This is a genomic window from Niveispirillum fermenti (assembly GCF_048066175.1).
Classification (GTDB): Bacteria; Pseudomonadota; Alphaproteobacteria; order Azospirillales; family Azospirillaceae; genus Niveispirillum; species Niveispirillum fermenti.
Genome location: NZ_JBLTXA010000034.1, coordinates 1 through 24,363 on the forward strand (window position 1 = coordinate 1; position 24,363 = coordinate 24,363).

12 protein-coding genes and 2 pseudogenes are annotated in these 24,363 nt (G+C 61.7%); 10 read left to right on the top strand and 4 right to left on the bottom strand.

Going from position 1 to position 24,363, the window contains the following annotated elements; genetic code table 11:
• Positions 1-1,073, top strand: a 1,073-nt coding sequence (locus ACM9LZ_RS21555; RefSeq protein WP_416621592.1) for a Tn3 family transposase, incomplete at its 5' end; no start/stop codon positions are given.
• A 4-nt stretch (positions 1,074-1,077) separates the two neighbouring features.
• Here ACM9LZ_RS21555 and ACM9LZ_RS21560 read toward each other — a convergent pair.
• Both ACM9LZ_RS21560 and ACM9LZ_RS21565 read right to left on the bottom strand, forming a co-directional pair.
• Positions 1,078-1,410, bottom strand: a complete 333-nt coding sequence (locus ACM9LZ_RS21560; protein ID WP_416621593.1) for a helix-turn-helix domain-containing protein — start codon at positions 1,408-1,410, stop codon at positions 1,078-1,080.
• A gap of 124 nt (positions 1,411-1,534) precedes the next feature.
• Positions 1,535-2,941 (bottom strand): ISNCY family transposase, encoded by a 1,407-nt coding sequence (locus ACM9LZ_RS21565; protein ID WP_416621594.1) that lies wholly within the window; start codon positions 2,939-2,941, stop codon positions 1,535-1,537.
• Positions 2,942-3,583: 642 nt separating this feature from the next.
• Here ACM9LZ_RS21565 and ACM9LZ_RS21570 point away from each other — a divergent pair.
• From ACM9LZ_RS21570 to ACM9LZ_RS21600, 7 genes and pseudogenes are all read left to right on the top strand, one after another.
• Positions 3,584-4,149: pseudogene (locus ACM9LZ_RS21570) on the top strand (IS1595 family transposase); the annotation flags it as partial.
• A 190-nt stretch (positions 4,150-4,339) separates the two neighbouring features.
• Positions 4,340-5,215, top strand: a complete 876-nt coding sequence (locus ACM9LZ_RS21575) for a WYL domain-containing protein (RefSeq protein WP_416621595.1) — start codon at positions 4,340-4,342, stop codon at positions 5,213-5,215.
• Between the two features lie 8 nt (positions 5,216-5,223).
• A complete protein-coding gene (locus ACM9LZ_RS21580; RefSeq protein WP_416621596.1) occupies positions 5,224-10,398 on the top strand; it encodes a DEAD/DEAH box helicase in 5,175 nt (1,724 codons plus the stop codon).
• Positions 10,399-10,402: 4 nt separating this feature from the next.
• Positions 10,403-13,168 (top strand): DEAD/DEAH box helicase, encoded by a 2,766-nt coding sequence (locus ACM9LZ_RS21585; RefSeq protein WP_416621597.1) that lies wholly within the window; start codon positions 10,403-10,405, stop codon positions 13,166-13,168.
• Between the two features lie 2 nt (positions 13,169-13,170).
• Positions 13,171-17,067: an Eco57I restriction-modification methylase domain-containing protein gene (locus ACM9LZ_RS21590; RefSeq protein ID WP_416621598.1), complete on the top strand. Its 3,897-nt coding sequence runs from the start codon at positions 13,171-13,173 to the stop codon at positions 17,065-17,067.
• Between the two features lie 3 nt (positions 17,068-17,070).
• Positions 17,071-18,183 (top strand): CBS domain-containing protein, encoded by a 1,113-nt coding sequence (locus ACM9LZ_RS21595; RefSeq protein ID WP_416621599.1) that lies wholly within the window; start codon positions 17,071-17,073, stop codon positions 18,181-18,183.
• 21 nt (positions 18,184-18,204) lie between these two features.
• Positions 18,205-18,993, top strand: coding sequence for an HNH endonuclease (locus ACM9LZ_RS21600; protein WP_416621600.1), 789 nt, complete (start codon positions 18,205-18,207; stop codon positions 18,991-18,993).
• A gap of 295 nt (positions 18,994-19,288) precedes the next feature.
• Here the strand turns inward: ACM9LZ_RS21600 and ACM9LZ_RS21610 are convergent.
• Together ACM9LZ_RS21610 and ACM9LZ_RS21615 are read right to left on the bottom strand one after the other, a co-directional pair.
• Positions 19,289-20,427 (bottom strand): IS3 family transposase gene (locus ACM9LZ_RS21610; RefSeq protein ID WP_416621601.1). Its coding sequence is split into 2 segments (ribosomal slippage): positions 19,289-20,172 and positions 20,172-20,427, totalling 1,140 coding nucleotides; the frame shifts between segments, so codons are not numbered across the junction.
• Positions 20,428-20,492: 65 nt separating this feature from the next.
• Positions 20,493-22,613 (bottom strand): annotated as a pseudogene (locus ACM9LZ_RS21615) (Tn3 family transposase); the annotation flags it as partial.
• Positions 22,614-22,708: 95 nt separating this feature from the next.
• On the opposite strand from ACM9LZ_RS21615, the gene ACM9LZ_RS21620 reads away from it, so the two are divergent.
• Both ACM9LZ_RS21620 and ACM9LZ_RS21625 read left to right on the top strand, forming a co-directional pair.
• Entirely contained in the window at positions 22,709-23,317 is a 609-nt protein-coding gene (locus tag ACM9LZ_RS21620; protein ID WP_416621602.1) for a recombinase family protein, read from the top strand.
• 402 nt (positions 23,318-23,719) lie between these two features.
• Positions 23,720-24,187, top strand: a complete 468-nt coding sequence (locus ACM9LZ_RS21625) for a chromate resistance protein ChrB domain-containing protein (RefSeq protein ID WP_416621603.1) — start codon at positions 23,720-23,722, stop codon at positions 24,185-24,187.
• The last annotated feature ends 176 nt before the right edge of the window (positions 24,188-24,363 follow it).

Consider the following 24,363-nt stretch of genomic DNA (forward strand, 5'->3'; position numbering starts at 1 on the left):
CCATCCGCCAGCTGGCTTGGGTCCATGACTGGCATGTGCGGGAGGAAACCTACACGGCGGCCCTGACCCGGATCATCGACGCGCATCGCGCCCTGCCGCTGGCCTCCGCCTGGGGTGATGGCACCACCTCATCCTCCGACGGGCAGTTCTACAAGGCCGGCGGTCGGGGCGCCGGCACCGGCGACGTCAATGCCCGGCATGGCAACGAGCCTGGCGTCAGCTTCTATACCCATGTCTCCGACCAGTACGGCCCCTTCCACACCAAGGTCATCGCCGCCTCCGCCAGCGAGGCCCCGCATGTGCTGGACGGTCTGCTCTACCATCAGACGGGTCTCGCCATCGAGGAGCATTACACCGATACGGGAGGCGTCACCGACCATGTCTTCGGGCTCTGCCACCTGCTGGGCTTTCGCTTCGCGCCGCGCATCCGCGACCTGAAGGACCGGCGACTCTACCTGTTTCCCGGCGACGATGCCCCGTCCAGTCTAAAGCCCCTGGTGGGCGGAGAGATCGATCTGGAGCACCTGGCCGTGCATTGGTCCGAACTGCTGCGCCTGGCGGCCTCCATCCGGTCGGGCACCGTCACCGCGTCCGCCATGCTGCGCCGCCTGGCAGCCTATCCCAGACAGAACGGTCTGGCCCTGGCGCTGCGCGAGTTGGGGCGCGTGGAGCGCACGATCTTCACGCTCGACTGGCTGCGCGACCCGGCCCTGCGTCAGCGTGCCAATGCCGGCCTGAACAAGGGCGAGGCCCGCAACGCCCTGGCCAGGGCCATCTTCTTCAACAGGCTGGGCGAGATGCGCGACCGCAGCTTCGAGAACCAGTCCTACAGGGCGTCGGGCCTGAACCTGTTGGTCGCCGCCATCATCCTCTGGAACACCCGGTATTTGCAGGCAGCCCTTGATCATCTGGCAGCCAACGGTACCGACATGAAGTCGGACCTGATCCGTCATGTTGCTCCCCTGGGCTGGGAGCATATCGGCCTCACAGGTGACTATGTTTGGGGGGCTGATCCGCTACCGGAAAACGGATTGCGCCCGTTGCGACGGCCTATCTCCATTCTCGCAGCATAGTTCATTATTCGTTCTCACGAGCGGTACATAAAATGCACTTTCGTGTCGGCACCCCCACATGCGCCAAAAGGGCCGGATGCCGCAGCAACTTCACCCGGCCAGAGCGTCGCCGCCGCTTGGCCCGCGCGTTCGCAGTCATGCAGTAATAGCCCCGGTAATCGTTGCCGAACCGGTCCCGGAAACTTGTGTGATAAAAATTCCGGTTGATCTCACGATGGATTGTCCCGCGATGCCGGCCAAGCCGAGCCGCGATCTCGCAGACAGGCATCGATGCCTGCAACATCTCGTCAATCACGCGCCGTTCCGCCAAGCTCAGGTGCGAATAGTGCTCTCCCATGGCAGCCTCCATTGCTAACCATCTGATTATAAATAAGAGTCGCACTTCAAAATAGAATCCACCGCGCCTACATATAATGTTTCAACAGAATTGAAATGTCAGTGTTCTGAGCAAAGTAGAAATGTCAGTGTTGGGGTGGGCCGGGTAACGGAGCCGTAGGCGCAGTGGACCGGCCCACCCCAACATTTGCCGGTTTTGCCCTGGCCGCAGCATGTTTGTCCGCCGCTCCCGGCCGACCGCGCCGCTTGCCTCCGCGCTTTTCGTAGTGGTTGCGTTCGCTGATGCTCTTGACCGTCGGCGCCGGCATCGCGTCCTGCATCTGCTTCACATATGCCAGGACCTCCGACAACCGCTTGTTCTCCACGACCTCGGCCTGCGTCACCCGATGGTTCTTGTCAAAAATCGTGTAGGGCAGGGCACGACCCTGCCAGCGGAACTCCAGCCGGCCATCGGCAAAGGCGTAGCTGTCCACGTATTGCCCTACCAAGCCCCGCGTAACCTCATTCTCTACCAGCATCACCCGCTGGCGTTCATACGACAATGTCAGTTGCCGCCCGACATATCGACGCTCGCGGACACACAGGATGTCCTGTAACCGCCCCTCCGGCATCGTCAATGGCCGGTGCATGTCGTCGGCGCTGGCAGGGGCCACCGCGAACCGTTCGTTGAATTGAGCCATGAAGCTCGGCAGAAACGCATTGCCAGCCTCCAGGCTGTCTATCCCCGCCAGGCGCAGTTCCTTGACCAGCCGGTCCTGCAAAGTCCGGTTCGCCCGCTCGACCCGGCCCTTGGCCTGGCTGGAGTTCGCGCACAGAATCTCAATCCCCAGTTCCGCCAGCGCCCGGCCAAACTGCGTCATCCCCTGGCCACCCTTGGCATCCTTGCGGGCCACCCGGAAAACGGTGTGCTTGTCCGAATAAAAAGCCAATGGCCGCCCATGGTCGCGTAAATAGGCCGCCAGAATCTCGAAATAGCTGAAGGTACTCTCCGAGACCACAAACCGCAGCGCCATCAGCCGGCCCGTCGCGTCATCCACAAACACCAGCAAGGTGCAGGGCGGCCCGCGGTCCTCAAACCAGCGATGCTCGCTCCCATCAATCTGTACCAACTCACCCAGGCATTGCCGCCGAAGGCGAGGGCGGTGAAATTGACGCCGCTGTGCCCTTGTCCGCCAGAGACCGGCCTCCGCCATCCAGTGCCGCAGCGTCTCCCGCGACACGGTAAGACCATGCCGTTCAGCAAGCTTCTCCGCCGCCAATGTTGGCCCAAAATCATGGTAATGCAGACAAACCAGCTCCAGCGCCAGCTCGCGAACCCCCTTTGAAATCTGGCGGTTCGACGGTCGGCCGCGGCCTCGGTGGACAATCCCGCCACCGCCATCACACCGGTAGCGATCCAGAAGACGCCAAACCTGACGCTCACTCAGGCCCAGTATCCCAGAGGCGTCCGAAACCCCAAGCTGACCACTCTCGATCTCTGCCAATACCTCAACACGCCGCACATCCCGATCGCTCATCATCAGCCAGCCCATAAAAGCCCCCAAAACCGGCCAAAACCGATCCAGAGACTGACATTTCTATCTTGCTCAGGACTGACATTTTAACTTTGCGCCTACACAAAAAGCATTGATAAGCAAAATTATGGAAATACACGGAGCGGTTTTGGCTGTGTAAGGGACGTAAACGACGTTGGGTTTCTGGCACATCCAGGCACGTCGTGAACATTGATATCCGTAGTGTCCACGATGGTTGGCATGCGCGACCGAGGTCCGGCGCGCGGCGCCTCAGCGACGCAAGCGCGCCGGGACCGGTCGTCGCCGCACGAAGTTATGAACCGACCCCCGGACCCAGCCGTCAGGCTGGGCTTGTAGGCAATTCGTGTGGTGGCCACGGATATTTCTGTTTGTACCGTCAAGGCGACGGATGAAGCCTCCTGATATGAGTCAGATTACCGGCATGGCTCTGGGCAAGAATTATATCAGAATATCTATCTAGCGTATCATCCACTTTATCGATTTTAGCATTCTGGCGTTGAGAGCCAGTATAATGATTATTTGGGATAACGACATAGAAGGGGCAAGAAACCACGCCGCCATTATCAACAAAATACAGCTTAGATATTGTTTTCGATTGATTTCAGTGAGATTCTGGTTGGGTGACCCAGGGGGTTTTCCATGTCCGCTGAGCTTGATGTTCTTTCTCGCATCCGAACGCTTGCCGATGCAGTGGCTGCGTTTTCGGATGATGATCGCTGCCGCCGGCTGCTGGAGGCGATGGTGTGGCCGCGGGGACGGCTTTGCCCGGCTTGCGGCTGCCATCGGTCGATCAGTCTGGCCGGCCGGGATACGGGTCATCGGGCTCGGCCTGGGCTATACCAATGCTCTGACCAGGATTGCCGGCAGCAATTCACGGTGACGACGCGGACCCCGCTGCATGCGACCAAGCTGCCGCTGCGCACTTGGCTGCTGGCCCTGTGGTTTATTCTGCAATCCGACAAGGGCGTGTCCTCGATCCGGTTGGCCGAAATCATCGGGGTGAGCCAGCCGACGGCATGGCGGATGGGGCATGTGCTGCGCCTGCTCGTGGCCCGCGACCATATGCTGGGTGGTGGCATCGAAATCGACGAAATGTATTTCGGTGGCGCTCCCCGGTCCGATCCCGACAAGCCTCTGCCGGTCGGGGCCGCAAAGGACAGCCGCGTACGACCAAGACCCCGGCCATGGTCGTTGTTCAGCGCCCCGCCGGATAGGAACCGGTGCGGATGGCGGCCGAAGCCGTTGCGCAGAACCTGCGACAATCCTTGGGATAATTGCACGCCAACCCTTCCCTTTTCGATTGATCCCCAAGCATCGCAAGATTACGGTCAAAGAAAGCCCAGAAATTGGGCGCGCATAATTTCCGTGCGCATCGACCGATGACTGGAGAGCGTTGTGACCAACGACAGGTCGGAGCTTCGTTGGGGGGTCGAGCAAAGGCTCGAGTTCATCGAGTTCCGCCTGTTCTGGGAGGGGCATGTGAACCGCAGCGATGTGATGGAGCAGTTCGGGCTGTCGGTGAACCAGGCGTCATCTGACCTGAGCCGCTACATCGGCCTCGCTCCTCACAATATGGACTACGATCGCAGTCTGCGAACCTATGTGCGCCAGCCGGGATTCAAGTCAGTGTTCGACAAGCTCGATGCTGGTCGATACCTAGCCCAACTGCGGTCGGTCACCGACGGCATCCTTGATCAGGACGATTGCTGGATCGCAGGTCTGCCCGACTACGATTCCGCACCCACTCCGGCGCGCGGTATTGATCCTGCAACCCTTCGGTCCGTGGTCGACGCGATCCGCCGATCCGACGCAATTGAGGTGCGGTATCAGCACCTGTCCAACCCGGAGCCCCGATGGCGCTGGATCACTCCGCATGCCATCGCGTTCGACGGATTTCGCTGGCACGCCCGCGCGTTCTGCCTAAATGACGAGGTGTTCAAGGATTTCATGCTGTCGCGGATCCTCGATATCCGCGGTTCGCGCGGGTCAGACGTTCTGCCCGAGAACGATCAGGACTGGCACACCTATGCAGCGCTGGAGATCGGCCCTCACCCTGCCTTGTCCGATACGCAAGCCAAGGTGATCGCCCTCGACTATGGCATGCGCGGCGGCAAGGCTGAGATCAAGGTTCGCCGGGCGTTGCTCTACTATGCGCTTCAGCGACTTGGGCTCGATACCGATCCCGCCGCCCGGAAGCCTCATGACCAGCAGATCGTGCTTTTGAACCGTGACGTGATCCTCGGTCGCCAGGGTCAGGCAGAGGAGCAGTAGGATTTTCCATGAAAGCTTTTGAATTCGACCACCATCTCATCGACTCCTATGCGCGCTTCTCGCGGTCGTTCAGCACCATCCGGGCACCGGACATCGCCGCCGAAGTCACGCGCCAATATGACGGCGGCCGCTTCTGGCCCGACGCCCTTCTCTCGCTGAACCCCAGGTTCCTGTCAGGCCCGACTGTGGATGACCTTGTCGTGTCGGGGGACCTGGACGAGGCAACGGCCCGGATTTTCCGGATCGGCGCCAGCCCCATCAGGTTTCACCGGCACCAGGCGCAGTCCATCGCCAAGGTGCGGGCGGGCCAAAGCTTTGTTGTGACGACGGGCACTGGCTCAGGGAAATCCCTGTGCTTCTTTGTCCCTGTGGTCGATGCCATCGTCCGTTCGCGCAAGGCAGGACAACCGCGCAAGACGCGCGCCATCATCGTCTACCCGATGAACGCCTTGGCAAACAGCCAGATCAAAGAAATCGAGAAGTTCATTTCCCAATCTGGGTTGCCGGAAGAGCTGAAGCCTGTGGTCCGGCGCTACACGGGTCAGGAGAGCCAGGAAGAGCGTCAGCGGATCGCTGACAATCCGCCCGATATCCTGCTCACGAACTTCATGATGGCCGAACTGCTCCTGACGCGGCAGGACGTCCTCGATACCAAAGTCATCGACAATGCCAGCGGGCTCGAGTTCATCGTGCTCGACGAATTGCACACCTACCGCGGTCGTCAGGGCGCCGATGTAGCGATCCTCGTGCGCCGCCTGCGGAACCGCTGTGCACCGGCGAAGGCACCGATCTGCATCGGCACATCGGCCACCATGGCAAGCGAGGGATCAGAGGCCTGTCGCGCGAAAGCAGTCGCCGATGTCGCCTCGCGCCTCTTCGGGGCGTCTATCGGCCCTGATGCCGTCATCGACGAGTCCCTTCAGCGCGCCACGGATGACCGCCTGAATTTGGAAGATGTTCGGCCGCAACTCGCGACAGCGCTTGGCCGCGACCTGCCGGAAACACTGACGGATGAGGAACTGCGGCGACATCCGCTAGCTGTCTGGGCCGAGCTGGCGATCGGCCTTGATGACGGGCAGGAACTGAAGCGCAAGAAGCCCGTCCCGTTCGACGATGCTGTAGAACAGCTTGCGCAGGACAGTGGCCTCGACAAGGAAACTTGCAGGAGAGGTTTCGAGCAATTCCTGACACATGTGAGCCTGCCAGAAACTGAGCGCAGTGGCGAAGGGTCAGGTGCCTTCCTCGCATTCAAGCTGCATCGCTTCATTTCCGGTGCCGGAGAGATATTCACGACGCTGACCGATCGCCCGAGGCGGGTCCTGTTCGAGGGCCAGTTGGAGGATCCCGACGCCCCTGGCCATCGTCTCTATCCGACGCGGTTCTGCCGGGAGTGCGGCCACGAAGTCCATGTCGTAACCAAATGCGAGGATGCTGATGGGCTTCATTTCCTGCCCAGAAACATCGATGACACACCGATCCCAGACCCGGATGGGGATATCGCTGGCTATCTGACGCCCGTTGGTGGAACTGACACAGATTACACCTTCACCGGCGACGTGGACACCTACCCGGAAGATTGGCGCGAAGAGCGGGGCGGCATCGAACGCCTGCGCGCCAACAGGAAGGGCCGACTGCCTGAACAGGTCACGGTCCGACCCGATGGGCGCTACAGCACGGACGGCGTCAGTTTCTGGTTCATTCCGGGCAAGTTCGGGTTCTGTCCCTGCTGCCTGGATCAACCCCACCCGAGCATGCGGGAGCGCAGCAAGCTTGCGGGTCTTTCGGGTGAAGGCCGAAGCTCGGCAACCACGCACCTCGTATCAACTGCCCTTGAATGGATGAACGGCGTTTCGAGCGGCGTTCCCGCTGAGAAGCGAAAGCTGCTCGGTTTCACGGACAACCGCCAAGACGCCGCCCTGCAGGCTGGACATTTCAACGACTACCTCTTCGTAAGCTTGCTGCGCGGAGCCATCCTGCGTGCTGTCATCGACGCAGGCTCGGACGGCATTGCAGAAGATGAGTTCGGCCTGCGAGTGGTGAAAGCCCTCGGCTTCATGGCCTCGAACAAGGACGCCCGCATCCATTGGATGCTGGATCCCGAAGCCGGTGCCGTCGTGCGCGAAGATGCCCAACGCTCCCTTGCCAACGTTCTTGCCCACCGGGTCTGGACGGACTTGAGGCGGGGATGGCGCTACACCAATCCCAGCCTTTCGGTCCTCAAACTGGTTGACGTCGAATTCATCGGTCTCGACGACATCTCGCAAGACCGGGAAGCCCTGATGGCGGTGCATCCCGCTCTGGGGGACCTGGACACGCAATCGTGCAAGAAGCTGCTCAAGGAGATGCTTGGCGCGCTGCTGGAAGGTCTCGCTGTCAGCACCGAGGCCCTTGATCTGACCGTTCTCGACACGGTCGGACAAAAGTCGCGGAACCTGTTGCGGGCGCCTTGGGCCATCGACCAAAAGGAAACGCCCCGAAGCCGGTCTACCCTGTTCTTGCAGGCGCCCGGAAAGGATCGTGTTGGGCTGCGAGAAGAGCAGACTATCATCCGTGCCGGCCACAACTCCCGGATCGGCCGGTCGATCAATCGCAGGAGCATGATCGGAACGAAGCTTAACAAGGACGAGTACCTTGCCGTCATGACAGGGCTTCTGGAACTGATGGCACGCGAAGGTCTGGTCTCGCTTGTCGAGATCGAAGCTGATCTCCTCGGGTGGCGGTTGTCTCCTTCAGCAGTACGTCTGGTCCCCGGAGAAGCTGTCCGCACCGGACAGGCGCAGGGGAACCGGTATTTTCACGATCTCTACAACGCCATTGCAAGCGACCTTAAACGGGGCCGCAGTAACTATTGGGGCCTGGAAGGACGTGAACACACCGCTCAGGTTTCGCAGAGACAACGCGAGTGGCGGGAATGGCGGTTCCGCTTCGAGAATGACGATCGCGCGAAGCTCAGGGAAAACCAAGCCGATATTAAGGCCTCCGGAGAGTCCGATCAGTTCCTGCCTGCGCTCTTCTGCTCGCCAACGATGGAACTCGGTGTCGATATTTCGGCGCTGAATGCCGTCTATCTGCGCAACGTGCCGCCGACGCCTGCCAACTACGCACAGCGTGCCGGTCGGGCTGGTCGATCCGGACAGGCGGCGGTCATCGTGACCTATTGTGCGGCGCAATCCCCGCACGATCAGTATTTCTTCGAACGTCGCAACGACATGGTCGCCGGGGTTGTCCGGCCGCCTGCGCTCGACATCACCAATGAAGAACTGGTCCGCTCGCACCTTCACGCCGTTTGGCTGGCAGAGGCCAAGCTGGCGCTGTCGCCGGATATCCCCGAAATCCTTGACCTGAAGGAGGCGAGATACCCGCTGAAACAGGAGGTGACGGAGGTCATCAATCGGCCAAACTTGGTGACAGCAGCGCGCGTGCCGATGAAGCGGGTGCTGGACCAGATCCTTGCTTCAGTGGACGGCAAGAAACCGGCCTGGATGGGCGACGAGGATGTTTTCATCCTCGAGGTGGCGATGCGCGCGCCGCAGGAATTCGACCGCGCGTTTGATCGCTGGCGCGAGCTCTACAATTCGGCGCGGGCCCAGTTGATGGAGGCGAACAGCCGTTCCGAGATCACGGGCCTCTCCGGTGCGGACCGGCGCAAGATCAAGACCGCCCAGATGCAGGCAAGCGACCAGATCGCCATTCTCGAACAGGGGAAGGCCACCAACGGATCCGATTTCTATTCCTACAGATACCTTGCGACCGAAGGCTTCCTGCCGGGATACAACTTCCCACGGCTGCCGCTCTACGCCTTCGTCCCGGGTGAGGGCAAAGCCGGTTCCTTCCTGCAACGCGCACGGTTCCTGGCGATTTCCGAATTCGGGCCGCGCAGCCTGATCTACCACGAGGGCCGGGCTTACAGGGTGATGAAAGCCAAGCTGCCGCCTGAGGTCCGCACCGGGGACGGCTCGGAACTGGCCACCAAGGACATCTTCATCTGCTCCAACTGCGGCGCCTGCCACGAAGGTGAGGTCGAACGCTGTCATGCCTGCAACTCTCCGATGGCGGGCGAGGTTCCAGTGCAGCGGACGCTCCGGATCGACAACGTCGAGGCGGCCCCTGCGGACCGGATCACCGCGAATGACGAAGAACGCGTTCGCCAGGGCTTCGATATCCAGACCGTGTTCTCCTGGCCCCGAAAGGATGGGCGGCTCCAGGTGACAGAGGCTGTTTTCCGTTGCAGCGAAACATCAATTCTCGCCCTCCAGTATGCCAACAGTGCCGAGATCAGCCGCATCAACAAGGGCCTGAAACGGCGCAAGAACCAAACCGTCTTCGGCTTCAACATCGACCCGCGCAGCGGCTACTGGGCAAAGTCGGAAGACGAGGAACCGGATGTCGATGTGCCGCCCGATGTCGTGCGGCCGGTCCGCATCGTGCCGATCGTGCGCGATCGCAAGAACGCGCTGCTGCTCCGCTTCCTCGATCCAGATGCCTACGCCCCTGAAACCATCGCGACCGTGCAACATGCACTGCTGCGCGGGATCGCGGTCACCTATCAGCTTGAAGAGGGCGAGATCCTTGGCGAACCATTGCCCGCCCGGGACAACCGGCGCTCGATCCTCGCTTATGAAGCGACCGAGGGCGGTGCCGGTGTCCTGAATCGCCTCGTTGAAGACGCACACGCCTTGGGCAAGGTCGCACGGGAAGCTCTTTCCCTCATGCATTTCGACAAGGTCGATGACGCCATCGCGGCGGGGGATGCGTCGCTTCTGGTCGACCGGGACAGTGGGGCCTGCGTCCGCGGCTGCTATCGCTGCCTGTTGTCCTACTTCAACCAGCCAGACCACGAGCTGATCGACCGCGCCAGCGTCGAGGCGAAGCAGATGCTGATCGATCTGGCTCGGGGTGAGATTGTGCTGGCTGCCGGATCATCCCGACCTGCTGGCGGTATCGATGGGTGGGATGTAGCCTTCAAGACTGCGGGCATCCCGGCGCCGGATGGCGCTTCCGTCAGCTTCGCTGATCAGGAAATGAATTTCGCTTGGCGCTCCCATTTCGTCGCTGCTTGCATCGGCACCCTGTCCGCGGCCGCGCAAGAGATCGCTGACGCCAAGGGGTGGACGCTTTTCGAATTGCCTGAGACTTGCGCTGACGGCGTGCCCGACGCGTTGATTTCGATGTTCAAGGATTGACCTGATGACCGTGAATTTTGCTCCCGGAGACCTGGTGCGCGCCCGTGGGCGGGAATGGGTGGCATTGCCGTCCCCGCGCGAGGGCATTCTGGCGCTACGCCCTCTTTCCGGCAGCGAGAGTGACACGGTCATCCTTGACCCCTCGCTCGAGACCCAGCCTGTTGCCGCGGCACGTTTCGACTTGCCCGCCGATGCAGTGCCGACTGTCCAGGCGAAGGCAGCGCTTCTTGCGGACGCGATGCGGCTGACCCTTCGACGGGGAGCGGGCCCTTTCCGTTCGGCCGCGCAACTGGCTTTCGAGCCCAGAACCTATCAGCTCGTCCCCTTGCTGATGGCGCTTCGCCTGCAGGTGCCCCGACTGCTGATCGCCGATGATGTCGGAATCGGGAAGACGATCGAGGCGGGCCTGATCCTTCGCGAACTGATGGACCGCGGCGAAGTCGATGGTTTCTCGGTGCTTTGCCCACCGCACCTCGTCGAGCAGTGGGTCGGGGAACTGAAGCAGCGGTTTGGGATCGACGCGGTCGCCGTGACATCAGGCAGTGCCGCGCGGCTTGAACGCGGTCTTCCGCTGGCCCAGACGCTGTTCGATGCCTACCCCTATACCGTTGTCAGCCTTGACTACATCAAGGCGGAAAAGCGCCGTGAAGGGTTCGCACGTGCCTGCCCCGATTTCGTGATCGTGGACGAAGCCCATGCCTCTGTCGGAACGCACAAGGGCAAGCAACAGCGCTTTGAACTTCTCGCTGGCCTTGCCCGCGATCCAGAGCGCCGGATGATCTTTCTCACGGCAACGCCCCACTCGGGCGACGAAGATGCGTTCGGCCGCCTTCTTTCGCTGATCGACCCGTCCTTCGCCACGATGAACTTCGACGACGCCCGCTACCGTGAACGTCTGGTACGCCATTTCGTGCAGCGCCAAAGGATCGATCTCGTTTCCGGCGACTGGGACGAGAACCGTGCTTTTCCCAAGCATGAAACAACCGAGTCCCCTTACCGATTGTCGCAGGCGCATCTCGATTTCCAAGACGCGGTGCTCGATTACTGCTTCGGCATCGTCTCGCGCGCAGGATCCGGGCTTCGGGAAAGGCGTCTCGCCTTCTGGGGCACACTCGCCCTTATGCGCTGTGTCGGTTCATCGCCAGCTGCAGCCCTCAGTGCGCTGCGCAACCGGATGTCTAATGAGAGCGACCGGCTTGAGCCGCAGATCTACGATGAGGACTCCGACGACGAGGACGCGGTGGATATCGAACCCGGGACCGGTTTTGACACGGATCCGGCCCTGCAGGCTTTGGTCGCCCGCGCCGAAGAGTTGATCCACAAGCCGGATCCGAAGCTTGCGGCCCTCATCGATGCACTGACGCCACTGATCAAGAAGGGCGCGAATCCCGTTGTGTTCTGCCGCTTCCTAGCCACGGCCGAGCATGTTCGGGATGGCCTGCGGAGGGCCTTTCCCAAGCTGGTCGTCGAAGCAGTGACAGGCGTTCTGACGCCCGACGAGCGCCGTGACCGCGTGGCCGAAATGGCCGCGGCTGACGACGAGAAGGACGTCCAGCGTATCCTGGTGGCCACCGACTGCTTGTCCGAGGGGATCAACCTCCAGCAGTTGTTCGACACCGTCATTCACTACGATCTCTCGTGGAACCCCACTCGGCATCAGCAGCGCGAGGGGCGGGTTGACCGCTTCGGCCAGCCAGCCGAACTCGTCCGATCAATCATGATGTTCTCACCGGACAGCGCCATCGACGGCGCCGTGCTGGATGTCGTGCTGCGCAAGGCCGAGGAAATTCGCAAGGCGACTGGTATCACCGTTCCTTTGCCGGACGAGCGTGGGCCGGTCACCGACGCCCTGATGGCGGCCGTCATGCTGCGGCAGGGAAGATCCAAGCAGTTGGCCTTCGATCTGCGCCTTGAGGACGGTACCCGGGCGATGGAGGCGCGGTGGCGCGACGCCTCTGAGAACGAAAAGAAATCCCGCGCGCGCTTCGCCCAGAATGCGATGAAGCCGCAGGAAGTTGCCCCGGAATGGGAAAAGGTCCGCACCCTACTGGGATCGCCAGAGGATACCAAGGTCTTCATCGAACGGGCAATGTCGCGCTTCGGCGTGCCGCTGGAACAGCGCAAGACGCTTCTGATCGCTCATGCCCAAGCGTTGGAGGCGGGCCTGAAAGCACGTCTGGCCCAACGCAACCTGACCGGCTCGATCCGGCTTGCCATGACTGAACCCGCGCCATCGGGGACTGCGCTGCTCACCAGGACACATCCCTTGACCGCGACCCTTGCAGAGGCGCTGGTAGAGTCTTCGCTGGATCCGGAGGCGCTGTCCGGTCTCGGGATCGGCCGGGTTGGCGCCTGGCCCACCTCAGCCGTCCAGCAGATGACCCGGCTGGCACTCCTTCGGATCCGGTTCAAGCTGACCGTCCATGCACGAAAGGAGCGCCTGCTCCTTGCCGAGGAGGCCGCCCTTGTCGCGATACAAAGTGGTCGGATTGTCGCAGCCGGCGAAGCTGCCCGCGAACTTTTGAACACGCCAGCGGACGCTGACCTCGCTCCGTCGGCACGCGACCGTTTCATCGCCAAGGCGAAGGAGGACCTGCCCAGCCTGCTCGACGGGCCCTTGGCCGAGTTCGTCAGATCGCGCGCCGAGGAACTCATGCAGGATCATGCCCGCCTGCGCGTTGCCGCGGGATCGGCCTCGCGCGTCACGGTGGAGGCTGTTCTGCCGCCTGACGTCATCGGTCTCTTCGTCCTGATGCCGAGCGAGGTATGATCATGGCGCGCAAACCCGTCGTCGACATGTCCGCCTGGCCGTCGCTCAGCCTCGAAGGCAATCTTATTGCACCCGCCATGGTCGCCAGCGTCGACCGCCGCGAGGCGTCCGAGCAGACCGAGGCCGATTACCGCATTCGCAAGGGCCTGACGATCCGCGAGGAAATCTCGACCGCCTTCCGCGTCGGCCAGTCGCATTTCGACTCATTCGCCAGGATCGCAAATCCCTCGGCGGATACCACGCGACGCTTCATCAAAGCGTTCCTGCAGGAAACCTTCGGCTTCGACGACCTCGCTCCCGCCGAAGGCACTCTGTCCTTCATCGCGGGTGGCAGGGTACCGATCGTGGTCGTGCCTTCATCGGACGAAAAGCTCGACCGGCGCAGCGCGACCCTTTCGACCGATCGCACACGCTCGCCCGCCTTCGCGCTTCAGGACTACCTGAACGAACATGACGAAACCCTCTGGGGCCTTGTCACAAACGGCACCCTGATCCGCCTGATGCGCGACAACGCCTCGCTGACCCGCCCGGCCTATATCGAGGCCGACCTCTCCCAGATCTTCACCAACGAGGATGCCGCCTCCTTCGCCGTCCTTTGGCTGCTGATCCACCGCACCCGCTTTGGCGTTGCAGGTGCCCCGGCCACCGATTGCGCGCTGGAACGCTGGCGCGACGCGGGGTCGAAGGAAGGCGAGGTCGCCCGCGACCGGCTGGCCGTCCAGGTCCAGATCGCGCTCAAGGTTCTCGGCTCCGGCTTCCTCGAGGCCAACCCCGATCTGCGCGATAAGCTGAAATCGGGCGAGGTCAACCTGACCGACTGGTTCAACGAACTCCTCCGCCTCGTCTACCGCCTGATCTTCCTGATGGTGGCCGAAGATCGCAACCTCCTGCACCCCGACAAGGCCAAGCCCGACGCCCGCAAGCTCTATGCCGAAGGCTACAGCCTTGGCCAGCTGCGCGCCCAATGCTACCGCGCCGCCTCGTGGGACAAGCACCACGACCGCTACGAAGGCATCAAGATCGTCTTCCACGCGCTGGCCAACGGGCAAGACGCGCTGGCGCTCCCGGCCCTCGGCGGCCTTTTCGAAGGCGACAAGCTGCCCCACCTCGAAACCGCCCGCCTGCGCAACCGTGCCTTCATGGAGGCGCTGTACCGCCTCTCCTGGCTCGACCAGAAAACCGGCATGGTCCCCGTCAACTGGCGCGCGATGGAGACCGAGGAACTTGGCTCTGTCTACGAATCCCTGCTCGAACTGCAGCCGCAGTTGGGTGATGACGGCAAGACGCTGCTCTTCGCCTCGGAAGCCGCCGAGCAGAAGGGCAATCAGCGCAAGACCACCGGCTCCTACTACACGCCCGACAGCCTGGTTCAGGCGCTGCTCGACACCGCGCTCGACCCCGTGCTGGACAAGACGGAGGCTGAGGCGGACAATCCCGCCAAAGCGCTGCTGAAACTCTCGGTCATCGACCCCGCCTGCGGCTCGGGCCACTTCTTGCTGGCCGCCGCCCGCCGCATCGCCACGCGTCTGGCCCGCATCCGCGCCGATGGCACGCCCTCGCTCGCCGATTTCCGCCATGCCCTACGCGATGTCGCGCGGTCCTGCCTGCACGGGGTGGACCGTAACCCCATGGCGGTGGAGCTGACCAAGGTCGCGCTCTGGATCGAGACGGTGGACCCAGGCCTTCCCCTTGGCTTCTTCGACGCGCAAATCCGCTGCGGTGATGCGTTGCTGGGCGTGTTCGACCTGAAGGTGCTGCAGGACGGCATCCCCGATGCCGCCTACAAGCCGCTGACGGGCGACGACAAGGATACGGCGAGATACTACCTGCAAGCCAACCGCGCCGCGACTTCGGGTCAGGGCGGGTTCGATTTCGGCACGGGCCAAGTTGCCATGCCCGAGATGAAACCGCTGGCGCTGGATTTCTCGGGCTTCCGCGACCTGCCCGAGGATACGGTGGAGCAGATCGGAGCCAAGGCCGCGCGGTTCAAGGAACTGCGCAAGGGGCAGGCTTTTGTAAGGGCGACGGCGGCGGCGAACCTTTATGTCGCGGCCTTCCTGCTGCCCAAGGTGGGCGGCGCACCGGCCGGGGCCTCGGCCCGCACCGTGCCGACGACCGAGGAGCTGTGGCTGGCCCTCAATCAGGGCAAGATCCGGCAGGCGATGATGGACGCGCCCAAGACCGCCCGCCGCGCCCGCGCCTTTCACTGGCCGCTGGAGTTCCCCGATGTGATGCAGCGCGGCGGGTTCGACGTGGTATTGGGCAACCCGCCGTGGGAGGTGATGCAGCTTTCTGACAAGGAATACTTTGCGGCAATCAAGCCCGAGATCGCTGACTTGGCCGGAGCAGCACGCAAGAAGGCAATCGATGAACTACAGAAGAGCGATCCCGAGGCATTCCGAGAATTTGCCATAGCAAAGCGCATGTTTGACGCAGGAAACGAATTTGCACGAGAATCAGGGCGCTTTGACCTTACTGCACACGGCAAAGTAAACACCTACTCCCTCTTTGCCGAACTGTTTTCAAATCTCACGCGCGACCATGCTGGAGTGATCGTGCCAACTGGGATTGCGACAGACTCAAGCACCGCGCCGTTCTTTGCTGCCTTGGTAGAAAGAAAGCGTTTGGCACAACTTGTTGATTTCGAGAACCGGGCCGGTCTATTTGCCGCCATTGATAGCCGTATGAAGTATAGCATCCTCACTATTGGAAAAAACGAGCCAGTCGCCCGATTCGCCTTCTTCTTGACTAGTCCGACACAAATGGCTGACCCAGAGCGAAACTTTACTCTGTCGCCCGAAGATATTGGACGCCTCAACCCAAATACAAGAACTGCGCCCGTGTTTCGTTCACGAGCTGACGCCAAGCTTACGGCCAAAGCTCATGCTGTGTCTTCTGTGTTGCTTGAGCATTCTGCAGGTCCGCGCGGGAACCCTTGGCAGGTCGAGTTTCGCCAAGGCCTCTTCAATATGACCTCGGACAGTGACCAATTTCTGTCAGCGGCCCAGTTGCTTGACCTTGGATGCAGTCGTAGTGGCCCTGATTGGATCAAGGGCGATACACGCTACGTTCCTCTTTACGAGGCAAAGATGCTTTCGTTCTACGACCATAGATCCTCGGGCTACGGATCACGCGGCGATGATCGTGGCTATCGGGTCTTGCCCGAAACGACCCTAGAAGAACATCAGGATCCTGAATTTGAACCCGAACCGTTCTACTGGGTCTTGGAAAGTGAAGTTTTAGAACGCCTTCGCCAAAAGTCGTGGAAAAGAAGCTGGCTTTTTGGCTTCCGCGACATTACGTCGGCCACCAACGAGCGAACCTTCATCGCAACAATATTTCCGATTGTAGGCGTTGGAAACAACTTGCCGATATTGATGCCGTCCGAAACGGTGATGTCGAAGGTCGTTGGTCTTGTGGCCAACTTGCACTCGGTCGTGTTTGATTATTTCGTGCGTCATAAAGTCGGTGGAACACACCTTAACTTCTTCATTGTGGAGCAGCTTCCGGTACATTCGCCGGACTTCTACACCGAACCCCGGCTCGCCTTCATCACCCCGAAGGTCCTGGAACTCACCTACACCTCGCACAGCCTCGCCCCGTTTGCCCGCGATCTGGGCCATGACGGCCCGCCCTTCGCCTGGGACGAGGACCGCCGCGCCCACCTGCGCGCCGATCTCGACGCCTTCTACGCCCGCGCCTACGGCCTGACCCGCGACGAGCTGCGCTACATCCTCGACCCCGCCGACGTGAAGGGCCCCGACTACCCCTCGGAAACCTTCCGCGTCCTCAAGGAAAAGGAAATCCGCCAACACGGCGAATACCGCACCCGCCGCCTCGTCCTCGCCGCCTGGGACCGGATGGAAGCGAATGGCGAATTTGCGGCGATGGGGATGTAAGCGATGCAGGATGAAGTGATTGTCGTAGAAGCGCCGGTCATCGAAGAGGCCGCGAATCCCGAAAATGAGGCCGTCGCCGCCGAGTTTGAAGAGGTGAAGGCCGACGTGGCGGCGGGGCGCGAACCCTCGCGCAGCGTAAGAGAGCTGCTTCGCTGGTTTGGCGCACGCCGGAGACGTGGCGGTGTCGTCGAGCGCATTGAAGCAGAACTGGAGGCCGCCGGGCTGCGAACCGATCCTCATTTCACGACGACATGGATCGATGCGCCCGTGATCTTTAGGAAGCGAGAGGCGCAAGCACCCGCTGCTGACGCCGCTCCTGTTGTTGCTCCCCAGGCGGGAGCCGATGCGGTTGAGGCGGCCAAACCAGCAGATGTCGCGGAACTGACCCATCTCGTGCGCATGCTCGAGGCTGCGAACCGCGAAGTTATTTCGGTCAATCCGCAGGATCCGATCGAACGGGCCGTTACGCTGATGCTGGCTTATGACTTTTCACAACTCGCCGTCATGACCGGCCCGCGCGATCTGAAGGGTGCCATTAGCTGGAAATCAATCGGAAGCAGGCTCAGCCAACGCAATGCGTTGACCAATGTCAGTGATGCCATGGAAAAGGCGACAGAGGTATCTGACGCGGACTCGCTCTTCGAGGTCACGAAAACCATCATTCAGAGGGACTTTGTTTTTGTCCGGGCGGCAGACCGGAAAATCACGGGGATCGTGACAGCCACAGACCTCAGCGAACAGTTCCAACGTTTGTCGGAGCCTTTTCTTTTGTTGGGTCGAATCGAGAACCAGATCCGAAGGCTTATTCAGGATGTTTTCGATGTTGATACCCTGCGCGCGGCCTGTAATGACAATGACCCGGATCGCAAGGCCGCAGTTACAAAAGCGTCTCAGCTGACCTTTGGGGAGTATCAGAGGATATTCGAGAATGAGGCGAACTGGGCAAAGCTCGGGTTCGTCGCCTGCCGGAAAACCTTCTGTAAAGAGCTGGATGAAGTTCGGAAGCTTCGAAACGAAATCATGCATTTCCACCCCGACGTAATCGAGGACGGTGATTTCGAACAGCTTCGCAGGTTTTCTCGTCTTCTCGAGCAGCTTGATCAACTGGCTGGGTAAGAGAGCGAGCGGGAAATACGCATGACCATGATCCAGTCGCCCCAGAGCTTTGTGGTCTCGCAGGAATGCCAGAAAGTCGCTTGGCAGAACGGCTATCGCCGCGCCCTAGGCGAAGCGGGCAGCTGGGCGCGCTACGGGTCCACCACCGCGAAAGGCACGGTTTGGTTGGCGGCGGCCGGGCATGATGGACCGTGGTTTCTGGCCCTCGATCACCTTGGTATCGTGGAGGATCTGAACCTGCCCGAGACCGACGTGCCGGGCCCGGGCCTCGTCCGCTACGCCTTCCCGAACCTGACCGCGCTTTATGCCGTGATGCCTCGGGTCTACCAGTTGGGCGTGACGCTGCCCGATGGCCCTCTCGAGGAATTTCGTGAGGCGGTTACGAACCTGCCCAAGAGCACCGAGGCGGAGAGGCTGATCATCCAGCGCGTTGGCCAAGATATTTTCCGTGACCGTCTAATGACCTACTGGCAAAGCCGCTGCCCGCTGACCGGAATCACCGATCCAGCGCTCTTGCGTGCAAGCCACATCGTCGCCTGGAAGGATTGCGCCAGCGACGCCGATCGGCTGGACGTGCATAACGGTCTGCTGCTTTCGGCCCTCTGGGATGCGGCCTTCGACCGGGGGCTAGTTACGTTCGATGATGACGGACATCCGCAATTCTCGCCAAAGCTGAGCGAGACGGCGCGCGCAGAGCTGCGCTGGCAATCTCCCATCCCGCTCACCGACAAACACCGCGCCCGCCTTGCCTGGCATCGGACAAGAGGCTCTTACCTTCGGAATCGTAGTCGCTGCGCTGATCAGGGGTAGAGAAGGTCGTTCCCGGCAATTCGTCGTGAATCATCTGCATCGTCGTGCCAATGATCCGTTCCACAATACCGCCATAGATAGCTGGTCGGTTGTCCCAATGGACGATAGTCTAGCCGGATACCGTGCTGCTCGCAGCCACGCCGCAGCGCTTCGCTCTTGAATTCCGCCGCGTTGTCCAAGTAAAGCAGCTTGGGCTTGCTGCTCATCGGCCAGTCTGTCAATCGGCATTGAAGTTAGAGCTGGTCCCCGGTGAGCGGACAGTTTTTGTTCGGCGTTAAGCTTGGTCCTGTTCAGTTCACGCCGCCAAACACAGTCTGTCCGCCCTTTGCCTGTATGCCTCGTCGGGTGTCTGTCCCCCGAGCGCGGAATGTGGGCGTTGGTTATTGTAGTAATCGATCCAGCGTCCGATCCCGGCCCTGGCCTCGCTGCCGGTCTCGAAAGCGTGGAGATAGACGCATTCGTATTTCAGTGACCGCCAGAGCCGTTCGATGAACACATTGTCCATCCAGCGGCCTCTTCCATCCATGGAAACCTTGATACCGGCATCGGTCAAGATGCCGGTGAACCTCGGGCTGGTGAATTGGCCGCCCTGGTCGGTGTTGAAGATTTCCGGCTTGCCGTGGCGGGCCATGGCATCCCGCAGGGCCTCCAGGCAGAAATCAATGTCCATGCTGTTGGATAGCTTCCAGGCCAGCACCCTGCGCGATGCCCAGTCCATCACGGCGATCAGGTACAGGAAACCCCGTCGCATGGGAATGTAGGTGATGTCCGTACACCAGACATGGTCCGGCCGGTCGATGGTCATATCCCGCAGCAAGTAGGGCCAGATCTTGTGCTCTGGGTGGGGAACGCTGGTCTTTGGCCGCTGGTAGATGGCTGCCAACCCCATCCGGCCCATCAGCCGGCGCACCCGCTTGCGATTGACGACATGACCCTGGCGCCGCAGATGATGGGTCATCTGCCGGCTCCCGTACCAGGGCGTTTCCAGGAACTGGGCATCGATCAGCCGCATCAGCGCTAGGTTCTCAGCACTCTCGCCCCGTACCGGCCCGTAATAATGTGACCGGCTGATCGACAGCAGGGCGCATTGTCGGACAACCGACAAGCCAGGATGTGACCGATCCACCATCTCCCGCCTCCGACCGGCGCTCATCGACCGGAGGCCTTGCGCAAAAAATCCCGCTCCACAACCAACTGACCGATCTTGGCATGCAGCCGGTCAATCTCGGCCGCCTCAACCAGCGGCGTGGCCTCGGCCTTGCCAGAAAACGACGCCGCCATCCCCTCGATCGCCTGCTTACGCCAAGCGTTGATCATCGTCTGGTGAACACCATGCTTCGACACAAGCTGCGCCATCGTCAACTCGCCCCGGATCGCCTCCAGTGCCACCTTCGCCTTGAAATCAGCTGAATATCGCTTCCTCTGTCCCGTCATGTCGGTCGTCCTTCAATAAGGCCGAACCAAGCTTAGCAAACTGTCCGCTCACCGGGGACCAGCTCTGATATGGCCGGTCCCGTCCCCTTGTGCGGATTGACGGCGCCCGCCACTTCGCCCTGACCACCCAGCGGAAAATGCTGGCCATCTGAGCTGGATACCGACGCATCGCCAAACCAGGCGGACAGGGGGTGCGCGTGTTGTGCGGCGGTGACGCGGGCCAGGGCACGGCCGTAATTCTCCTCGCTGAGATGCCAGCCGGCGGCCCAGGCCAGTTGCCGGTAGGTGGCGAGATCGCAGGCCTCGGCCATGCGCGTCAGGCCCAGGTTGGTGGCGTCGGCCAGCACGGCTGTCAGGGTGATGCGCGGATCGTCCGCTGGAAGCTGTGTCCGTAGATGGGTGAAGCAATCGATCATGCCGGTCCAGCGGTTGACCTCGGTCAGCAGTTCGGTGATGCGCACCCGCGGCATCACGGCCTGAATACGGTCGGCCAGTTGGTCGGCCGCCTCTGGGGTCACGGCTTGCAATGGCGATATCTTCAACGCCGTCCCGTTGACCTTAACATCCGGAAGCAACTGCTTTGCCGCCTGCCCATCCACATGGCGTAACCGCTCCTCCAGTAGCTCCCGCCGCTCGCGCAGATATCCGATGGCCTCCTCCTGCACGGCGACAGGCAGCGGCCCGGCCAGCTTCATGGTCGAGAACAGGGTCTTGGGCACGAGTTGATCTTCCACGGCCCTGTATTGTCGGCTACCAGCCACCCAGACATCCCCGGCGCGCAGCCGGTCGCGCAGTTCCACGAACAGGCAGAGTTCATAGGCGGGCGCGTTGATCCCGTCGCCGCGCAGCACTGCCGCCCGCCAGGTGCGCCGGATGAAGCCGGTCGGCAGGCCCTTGGGCAGATTCCGCCGGGACCCGGCATAGAAGGTCCGCATCAGAGCCAACGCGTTCAACAGAGCACCGACGCCGGCGATACCATGAAAGCTGAAACTGTCCAGGAACAACGGCCCCACCCGCCGCAGCAGGGCGTGGTTTGTGGCGGCCAGTGCCGCATAGTCGGTACCGTCGTCGCGGGTCAGTTCGCCAGCCTCCGCCACGGCGGCCTTGAACTTCTCCCACGGAATGACCGCCTCGATGGCTGCGAAGGCATCCGTGCCCTTGCCGCGCGCATCGATCAACGCCTCACCCACCCTGGCCAGCAACCGCACCTTCTCATTCATGGCGCGGCTGTTGGCCTGGATCGTCTCGGCCGCGCGGCGTTCCGCCCTTCGGAACAGACCGCCGATGAGACGGTCGAACATGCCGATGATGTCGTCGGTGAGCCGGGTAATGGTTTCCAGCACGGTCATCGTCAGGATGGACTGCCGGCGCAGGGGTGCCAGGGCTGACAGATGCTGGGATGACAGCCGGCCGCCTTCCCGGATTAGAAGATGGACACGATCCACATGGATGCTCTCCCGGATCGCCGGATCGATGCCGAGGGCACGCAATACGGACAATTGTTCAGTTAGCCGGGTCATGGCGCGGTGTCCCGTGGCGCCGGGGGGCTGGCGGGCCCAGGCCAGCAGGCTCATACCTGTATCGGCGCGTTCCACCAGCAACCCGTCGATGCCCTCGCGCTGCTCCACCGTCAGGGCGGCATCGATCTGCCTTTCGACATGACGCTCGGCCTGCAACAGGGCGGTGGCCACCAGACGTTCAATTGTGGAGGCGGCAGGGGCTGCGATGGTCCGCCGTCGCAGTTCCTCCATCAGCAGGCCCGCCAGAACCATGCCGCTGGTAGTGGCCAGCGCGACCGGGAGCAGCCATTTGGCGATCTCACGCCGGATAGGTTGCGAGAAGGTGGCGTAGCCATAGATGGCGTAGAGGGCTTCGAGCTGGTCGTAGCGTGTCTGAGACCTTGTGGCGTATTCCGCCAACGCGTCGGGCGGGAGGTCCAGCTGGTCGGCAACGAAAGACAGTACCTGGGGAGGCACCAGTTCCCCCGGTCGCAACAGCCGGCCTGGATAGCGGAGCGCACAGAGCTGGACGGCAAAGCCCAGTTGGTTGTGCGGTCGCCTTCGCCGAGCGACGACGGCGATGTCGGCAGGGCTCAGCGTGTAATGGCGGATCAGGTCGGTCTCCGCCGTGGGCAGCGCGAGCAGCGCCTCGGCCTGGGCATCGGTCAGTACGCTGCGGCGCGGCATGGCGGTTCTGTCCCAGTTGGAGTATTGTCTGTCCGATACGCGATAAGGCCCAGACGTTCTGCCGCCGACAGGGCGATGCCGCCGGGAGGGTTCAATTGGGACAGCGTGTCGCTATTTACTGCCGCGTGTCCACGGCCGATCAGTCCTGTGAGCGGCAGGAACGCGACCTGCTGACCCTGGCCCTGCGGGCGGGGTATGAGGTTGTCGGTGTCTACAAGGAAACCGGCTCGGGCACCAAACTGGACCGGGCGGAGCGGAAGAAGGTGATGGCGCTGGCCCAGGCACGGCAGATCGATGCCGTACTCGTGACGGAACTGTCGCGCTGGGGCCGCAGCACCATGGACCTGCTGCACACGCTGCGGGAACTTGAGGCCCGCCGCGTGTCGCTGATCGCGATGAGCGGTATGGCGTTCGATCTGGGTACGGCGACCGGTCGCATGCTGGCGACCGTCCTGGCCGGGATCGCGGAGTTCGAGCGCGACCTGCTACGCGAACGGGTCCGGTCAGGCCTCGCCGCCGCCAGGGCGCGGGGCAAGGTGTTGGGACGCAAGCCGGGACAGCGGCCCAAGTCCGACCGGCTGGCGCCCAAGGTGCTAGCTCTGGTCGCGGCGGGGCGCAGCTATCGGCTGATCGGTCGGGAACTGGGGCTCAGCAAGAACACCGTTACGGAGATTGTCAAGCGAGCCAGGGAGACGAAAGAATAGATCGGTTAAGGGCTATCCGCTCTGTGTAACTTTTTGTGTACTCCAGCCTGGACTTCAGTCTGAGCATCCAGCTCATTCCCAGTCGCACTGCACAACTGGTTGTTTGAGACGAAGCTCAAATGGCCGCTCGACCGCTGGGAGGTTCAGCAGTATTGCGGTTCAGGTCTTCCCAGTCGGTCAGCTTAGTCAGTTAAACGTGAACGGCGCATCTTGCTGTTTCGGAACCGCATACAAGCGATGATTCCGCCAAGGCAGCTGAAAACACCACGCAGCTGACGAAGCCGGGTTTTAGGCTCAAAATGTTGACATCGCCGTGCCCGTCATGCTCCCCCTGCCGCACAGGGGCAATGCGGTAGCCCTGTGAGGCGGCATGCCCAATACCGTTACACCCCAAATCAGGGATTGTATGGCCTGCTCGTCCAGGGCAAGGCTGCCTATCGCCGCAGTCTTGGCATTCAGGCGGAAAGCCTGGAAGGCGAGTTCGAGGCTTGGCGCGACCCCTGGGGGCTATTGGTTCCACTGTCGGTCATTTCGGCGACACATGGTCAGGAAGGTACCCGTTGGGTGACCCGATCCCGGCCGAAGGTCTATAGCATCGCCTGTCCTTGGTTGATCCGGCGCTTCGTGGATCCGGATGCCGTCTTCCTGTTCTGTTCGGTACAGGAGGTCGGCGGGGGCGCCGAGCGGTTCGCCGCCCCACCCTTCGATGTGGGGGACGTGGAGTGGAGCCTCCAGGGCGAGTCCAACATGGCCATGGAGGCGCTGTGCGAAGAGGCGGACGTCAGCTTCCTGGCAGGTGACCTGATCGGTGGCTGGATCGAAGTACCCGAACATGCCGTTCGTCGCACACTGGCCGATTTCCATCGTTGAGCATCAATCCTGTACCAACAGACCTGCCGGCTACTGAACCCACCGGTTCGAATTGTAACAGCATCGGGCAAGCAAACGTTTCCCCCAATGCACAACTCGTGGGTCCAGCCAGCATGAAGTGGTGCAGTTGGCCAGAGGGGAAGCCTCGCTCTCAGTCAACCTCTCATCCTGGCGGC